The organism is Streptomyces sp. NPDC127097, from assembly GCF_042724075.1.
In the GTDB taxonomy this organism is placed as follows: Bacteria; Actinomycetota; Actinomycetes; order Streptomycetales; family Streptomycetaceae; genus Streptomyces.
Window position 1 is genome coordinate 22995 of the sequence record NZ_JBHXFI010000077.1, and the last position, 6124, is coordinate 29118.

Here is a 6124-nt window from a genome sequence, read left to right on the forward strand (position 1 = left end):
GAGGTAGGCGTGTCGCAGTCCTGAGGGCAGCTCAAGGGGTGGGTCACAGCCGCGAAGAGCTGGTGTTGGTTTACCGCGGTAAACCAACACCAGCTCACATTTCTGCCTTGCTGGGCGAATCGCCCACAGCGGTGCAGGTCAGACGTCAGGTATCTGAGACGCTCCGCCCCGCACCTCGTCACCGAACCGCTTCGACCCGAGCGAGACACCTCTCAGCCCCCGGCAACCCCGGGGGCTTCGTCGTGCTGCCTGAAGGAGACCACCGTGCCCACCTTCGAGACCCTCCCCCACTTCACCACCGACCTCCAGCACCTCACCCCGCCCAACGCCGTCGCTTCCACCACGTCGTCCTCGACTCCTTCGTCCCCGACCTGCGCACCGGGGTGTGCCGTCCCGGCCTGCGCATCAAGGGCCTGCACGTCGCCCCCGGCGTCTACGAACTCACCTGGGCACAGAACGGCCGCGCGACATGGCAATACGGCCACGAAAAGACGTGCGGCACCCGCCACTTCGTCTGGCGCCGGATGGGCACCCACGCCATCCTCACCGGCCCGTGACCCGAGCAGCGGACGCCGACACCCTGCTGCGCCTCGCCGCGCAGGGCTATGGGTTCGCCAGATGACCAACTCGAGTGGGGCGACTGTCGATTGCGGTGCGCAGACGCGCCGCAATTGGCCGGTACGGCTGCACGAATCCCGGGTCCTCGAACTGGGCAGGCTCAGGGAGTTGCTTGTACTGGGTGGTCCAGCGTTCTTGAGTCACCCAGCCGAGGGGCGTAGCCCGGCGCGCTCCATATCGCGGTCTATGGCTGCCAAATACGCCGCGTCGACGCCCGTCCAGAGGGACTGGCACATGGGCGTTCAGAGTCCGTGGGGAATTCGCAAAACAGTCGGCGACGACGCCCCGTACGTATCTGCCGTACGGGGGAACATACACCGGGCGCCGCCCTCAAGCGCACGGCCCCGGGCCAGCCAGTCGTGACAATCACGGTCATGACATCGATGACGGAGACCTTCCACCAGGCCCTGCAGAATGCGCTGGCTGGTCGGGACACAGTCAGCATCCGCAGGACCCTGATCGAGATGTTGGAACGGGATCCTTCCAAGGCGGAGGTCTCGGCAGCCAACAAGGCGGCCCGAAGGATCGCTGAGGACGGGGACGCGGTCCTCATCTCCCTGCTTCCTGACCAGGCCGGCGCCGATGCCTACGTGCCTACGGCCCGTGGGGCCGGGCGGCGGGCATCGAACTACCTGACCGTGGACGAGAAGATCATCCAGGACTTGCCCTGCCGCGTCGAGCTCGCCACAGAGAGGTGGGATGCGCTCATCGACGAAGGCATGCGGCTTACCCAGCAGAGGATCGAAAGCGACCCGATGCTGTCGGCGTTCCTGCCCGGCTGGAAGGCCGAACCGCGTGCCGAGAAGCGGGCCCGCCGAACGGCAGAGGCAGCAGCCAACTGACCCGCCGTTCAGCGCACCTGTGCCAGACAGGAAGCGCGGTCTCCCTGGCCGGGGATAGGTGCTTTGAGGGCGCCCTGGCGTCGTGGCGCTCTACGGTGCCGGCGTGAACGTCACTGTCGCGTCCCTGCAACCCGAGGCGACTGTGCGCAGGGCTTTGACCTCGGTACGGTCGGCGGTCAGCTTCCAGCGGAGCTTTGCGGCGATCCAGTCGGTGGCGTAGGTGCAGGTGGCGTCCTTCGCCGGCGGCATCCACTCGGCCGGATCCTTGTCGCCCTTGGTCCGGTTGGGCCCCAGGCTGACCGCGACGAGACTGCGCTCGGCGCCCAGGTCGTTGGCGTACTGCTCTCTGCGCTGCGCAGTCCATTTCGAGGCGCCGGAGTCCCATGCTTCGGCGAGGGGCACGACATGGTCGATGTCGAGTTTGCGGGCGTCGGTGACGGTCTTGTCGTCGTAATACGAGCGCCAGCTGCCCCCGGTCAGCTTGCAGCTCTTGCCCTGCCGCGGCTTCTTCACTGCTTCGGCCAGGAGGACTTCCTTGCGGGTGTCGCAGCCGTCGTGGTCTGCGTCGGTCCACAGGCGGAACTTGTCGCGCTCGTATCCGGCACGGGCTTCGCGGGCCACCTTCAACCGGCCTATCGCGTCCATCAGGCTCAGTGTGCCGTTCTTGCCGTTGGGAGGTGATGCGCTCGGTGTCGCCGGCGACGGCTTCGCGTCATGGTGCGAGGTGCTGGGTGTGCATGCGGCTGCAGACAGGATCAGCAGCGGGCAGGCCAGAGTGGTCAGGCGGCGCGCGGAGAACATAGAGCTCCCAGGCAGGTGAGTTGGAGACAGCTTCATGGGTCTACCCATCGCGCTAGGCCGCGTCAACCGAGGTCTTCGCACGGCAGGCCGCACCCCCGTATGAGCGCCTGGTCCACTTCCGGGTGACTTCCACGGTCACGACGAACTCCTTTGCAGTCGGGGGCGTCTGTCTGGCCATGAAGATCTCCGAAGAGCACCTGCGCGAACCGGGCCTGGTCGTCATCGACATCACCGCGGCCGACGAGTCAACCGCCACCCAGGCCGCGACGGCGCTCGGCGGGCTGTGGCTCTCCAGCGGCCCCTCCGCCCCCTGGCACACGCCCGGCAAGGCCGGCGTCACCGTCCGCGCCTACGCCGACCTGCGCCGCACCCCCCTGCCGGGCGGCGCCTCTGAACAACGCATCGCTGGCAGTCCCTCAGGTTGGTGAGCCCGACGCCGGACGCTCCCACCCTGCTCTCCGGCATGGCTCATGAGGCTCCGCGTGAAGCTGCGTCACGAGCACGAAAGGTCTCCGGGACAGGCGGAGCCTGGATACCTGCCGCCGACTGCCATGTCTTGATAAGCCTGGATGTGGCTTTCTCAAGTTCACAGGGCTGCCAGCCGTATTGGGCGTACAGTCGGCGCAACATGCTGATGGCCGCCAAGGGCGCTCCCCCACATCGCAAGGCGGTGTCCTTGGGGCTTACCTGCATGAGAACACCAGAGTCACCATGAGCTGGATTCACCGCCTGGTCGGTGTTCATGAAGAACATGGCGAGCCCGTGCTGCTGACCATGCGTAACGGCCGAGCCGAGACGCCAGAAGAGGGCACCGAGCCGTGGATCCTTGGGTGCGATGATCTCTGTTGCGAGAGTCGTCGTACTGGGTGTGGCCGGGCCGAGGTGGGGCGCCTTGTACTTGTCTCGTGCCCGGTGAACGTCGAAGCCGTGAGTCCGGGCGGTTCTGAGGATGTCCTCGATGCGGACGTTGGCGTGGTCCCGGAGAGGGGTTGTTGGCCCTGTCTCCAGTTGGGTCTGTTCTTTGAGGCTGAGCAGGCGCATGTTCATAAACCGGCGTACGCGCTCGCGAGGACCGATGCCTGGCTCCAACAAGTACCAGGGCCCGATGGCGATATCGAGCACAGCACGGGCGATGGTGTGGGAGGCCGTTATTCCTCCTGGTGACCTGAAGAGGGTGCTTAGGCTCTCAAGGTGGTCGAGCACTGTCAGGACAGGCGTCACAGGCGTGATGTTGGCATCTCGAGTCGGCAGACTTCCCCAGTCGCCTGCCAGGGTTTCGTTCTGGCACTCCTGGCTGGCTGGCGACGCGGCTAGCCAGCCGTGCTCGGGTTCGTAGCTGCGGCCGAACGCGGCGCGCAGGCCGTCCAGAGAATCGGCAAGCTCAACCCACGGATCTATATGCACAATCATCCACGGTAGGTGGGCTTTGCCGGATCGCGCCGCCTATTTACTGCAGGGGTCAACTTTCTGTGCCGCCTAGGCAGCGCGGGTGGTTGGTCTTGAGTGAAGAGGTGAACGGAGCGGCATCTCCCTCATCACTCCTGGACCTAGTAAAGTTCGGCCGCATGAGCATCCCAAGCCCACGAGGGGAGCGAGAGAAGCTAATTACCGCTCTCACTCCCCAGTTGCGCAGGCACCTGAAAATCCGCGCTTTTGAGCACGGTATGGACATCCAGGACGCGGCCGAAGTCGCCATCAAAGCCTGGTACAGCGCCACGAACGTGCCGGAGGTGAAGACGGACGGCGCCCGGACCTGGGGCACCTTCCTGCCCGCAGGGGAGCCGGACGCGTTCAAGGCCGCATGCAACGAGCGGGACGTCACCTACGTACAGGGCCTTGCCCAGGCACTGACCATGTGGCTCGACGCGCACCCCTCCCCCACGACTCCCCTCACCGCCCAGCCGGTCGTCCGCGTAATAGTGGCCAACCAGAAGGGCGGCGTCGGCAAGACCTTCATCTCCAGTGGCATGGCCCAGGCTCTCGCCGAGGCCGGCCACCGCGTCCTCATCGTCGACTACGACCCACAGGGCCACCTCACGGCCGAGCTGGGCTTCGAGGACCTCATGTACGAGGACGACGTCGAAACGCTGCTGATGCACATGGACGGAACCGCCAAGGGCGACATTCATGACCTCCTGGTCGCCCTCGACCAAGAGCGTTTCGGGGAGCGGCTCCACCTGTTGCCCGCGTCCGACGACGCCTTCCTGCGCGACGTCGCACTGTCCAAGGTCTCCTTCAGCGAGGCCGCTCTCGAGAGGGCTCTGGAGCCGCTGGAGAGCGACTACGACGTGATCATCATCGACGGGCCACCCAGCCTCGGCCTGAACATGGACACCGCGCTGTATTACGTGCGGCGCCGCGAGGGAGAGCTCTCCGACCGCTCCGGCGTCATCACCCCGGTGTGGGCCAACAAGGCCTCCCACCGGGCATTCCGCCTCCTGCGCTCGCAGATGGAAGACCTGTGCCACAAGGGACGCATCACCGTCGACTACCTGGGCCTGGTCATCAACGCCTACGACAGCCGACGCGGCAAGCTGGTCAAGGAGAACCGCGATCAGTGGGAGCGCAGCACCTCCCCCACCGTTCTCGCCGTCATCGGGGACCTCAAGGAGGGCCGAGAGGCCGCGGACGGTGAGATCCCGCTGCTGGAGTACGCACCCGACAGTGAACACGCACAGGCGATGCGCGACTTGGCGAAGGAGCTCGCGGTATGAGGCAGGCCAAGCCGAAGCAGCAGCAGCGTGTAACTCGCGGCTTCACGATGGACGAGGAGGGCCAGGGCGGCGGTGCCCCTGAACCTCGGCGGGTCCGGACGCGTGAACAGATCATGAGCGGTGAGGGCAAGCGTCCTCCGGCCAAGGTCGAGCTCAAGCTGCTCTCGAACAATCCGTTCAACCCGCGCGACGAACTCACCGACATCGAAGAGACCGCGGAGTCGCTGCGCGCCAGGGGGCAGATCCAGCCGGTCACCGTGGTACGCCGCGCGGCCTTTCTGGGTGCCTATCCGGGGCAGGACGGGGAGCTCGCGGCGGAAGCCGAGTATGTCGTCATCGACGGCAACCGGCGCCTGGAGGCTGCGGGACTGGCTGGCCTCCCCGAGCTGCGGATCGACGTCAACGACGATCTCGCCGGGACGGCTGCAGACATCCTGGAGTCCGCGCTCATCGCCAACATCCACCGCGTCGACGTCGCTCCTATGGACCAGGCGAAGGCACTCCAGGAACTCGTGGAAGTCCACGGGTCGCAGGGGGAGGTTGCCAGGAGGCTCGGGAAGACTCCGGCATGGGTGTCGCAGCGGTTGGCGCTCCTCGAGCTCACGCCCGACCTTCAGGAGAAGGTTGAGTCGGGCAAGTTGAAGGTGGAGCCCGCTCGCCGGATCGGCCGGCTCCCCAAGGAGAAGCAGAACGCCGAGGCCGAGAAGGCTATTAACGCCGTTAAGACCCCGCGCCAGCGGCGGCGTAAGCCGACGGACGACGGCGGCGATGCCTCATCCGTTAACGGCGTTAATACCCCCGAGGGCTCAGCCGGACCGCCCTCGGACGCCGCGGCAACCGTTAACGGCGTTAACACTTCCTCCGGGAGCCCGGTGCCGGCGGAGGTTGAAGCAGACGCGTCGGAGACAGACAAGAACAGCCAGCCGAAGCGGCTGCCGTACGACAACCCCTTCTACATCGTTCAGCATCTCCACATGAAGATGACCAGTGACAACTTCGTCGAGGGCGGGCGCGCTTGGATGGCCGTCCTACGCAAGCAGCACCCCGAGGAGTACCAGGCACTGCTGCGAGATCTGAGCGAGCAGGAGCAGCCAGCCTGACTCAGACGCTGAACACAAAAAGGCGGCCCCCGTCGCCCGGACCTCGGTC

The 6124-nt window shown here is 66.0% G+C and carries 7 protein-coding genes; 5 read left to right on the forward strand and 2 right to left on the reverse strand.

The features are described from left to right. Positions 1-383 precede the first annotated feature (383 nt). Together ACFWJW_RS34615 and ACFWJW_RS34620 are read left to right on the forward strand one after the other, a co-directional pair. The gene (locus ACFWJW_RS34615; protein ID WP_387248676.1) at positions 384-557 is read left to right on the forward strand and encodes a hypothetical protein; all 174 of its coding nucleotides are present in this window, start codon (positions 384-386) and stop codon (positions 555-557) included. 435 nt (positions 558-992) lie between these two features. Next, entirely contained in the window at positions 993-1460 is a 468-nt protein-coding gene (locus ACFWJW_RS34620) for a hypothetical protein (RefSeq protein WP_387248678.1), read from the forward strand. 90 nt (positions 1461-1550) lie between these two features. On the opposite strand, the gene ACFWJW_RS34625 is transcribed toward ACFWJW_RS34620, so the two are convergent. Next, positions 1551-2105: an HNH endonuclease family protein gene (locus ACFWJW_RS34625; RefSeq protein ID WP_387248680.1), complete on the reverse strand. Its 555-nt coding sequence runs from the start codon at positions 2103-2105 to the stop codon at positions 1551-1553. 332 nt (positions 2106-2437) lie between these two features. Here ACFWJW_RS34625 and ACFWJW_RS34630 point away from each other — a divergent pair, with 332 nt between their 5' ends. Then, positions 2438-2689: a DUF6207 family protein gene (locus ACFWJW_RS34630; RefSeq protein ID WP_387248682.1), complete on the forward strand. Its 252-nt coding sequence runs from the start codon at positions 2438-2440 to the stop codon at positions 2687-2689. A 40-nt stretch (positions 2690-2729) separates the two neighbouring features. On the opposite strand, the gene ACFWJW_RS34635 is transcribed toward ACFWJW_RS34630, so the two are convergent. Then, on the reverse strand, positions 2730-3671 hold the full coding sequence (locus tag ACFWJW_RS34635; RefSeq protein WP_387248684.1) for a hypothetical protein: 942 nt from the start codon (positions 3669-3671) through the stop codon (positions 2730-2732). Between the two features lie 155 nt (positions 3672-3826). Between ACFWJW_RS34635 and ACFWJW_RS34640 the strand changes: the two genes are divergently transcribed. Both ACFWJW_RS34640 and ACFWJW_RS34645 read left to right on the forward strand, forming a co-directional pair. Then, entirely contained in the window at positions 3827-4975 is a 1149-nt protein-coding gene (locus ACFWJW_RS34640) for a ParA family protein (protein WP_387248686.1), read from the forward strand. After that, positions 4972-6075: a ParB/RepB/Spo0J family partition protein gene (locus ACFWJW_RS34645; protein WP_387248688.1), complete on the forward strand. Its 1104-nt coding sequence runs from the start codon at positions 4972-4974 to the stop codon at positions 6073-6075. Before ACFWJW_RS34640 ends, ACFWJW_RS34645 begins: the two co-directional genes overlap by 4 nt. Positions 6076-6124 lie beyond the last annotated feature (49 nt).

Bases quoted from the DNA above. Each gene is read 5' to 3' on its own strand.
- ACFWJW_RS34640 (WP_387248686.1), top strand. From the start codon at position 3,827: ATGAGCATCCCAAGCCCACGAGGGGAGCGAGAGAAGCTAATTACCGCT.
- ACFWJW_RS34620 (WP_387248678.1), top strand. From the start codon at position 993: ATGACATCGATGACGGAGACCTTCCACCAGGCCCTGCAGAATGCGCTG.
- ACFWJW_RS34625 (WP_387248680.1), bottom strand. From the start codon at position 2,105: ATGGACGCGATAGGCCGGTTGAAGGTGGCCCGCGAAGCCCGTGCCGGA.
- ACFWJW_RS34645 (WP_387248688.1), top strand. From the start codon at position 4,972: ATGAGGCAGGCCAAGCCGAAGCAGCAGCAGCGTGTAACTCGCGGCTTC.
- ACFWJW_RS34630 (WP_387248682.1), top strand. From the start codon at position 2,438: ATGAAGATCTCCGAAGAGCACCTGCGCGAACCGGGCCTGGTCGTCATC.
- ACFWJW_RS34635 (WP_387248684.1), bottom strand. From the start codon at position 3,671: ATGATTGTGCATATAGATCCGTGGGTTGAGCTTGCCGATTCTCTGGAC.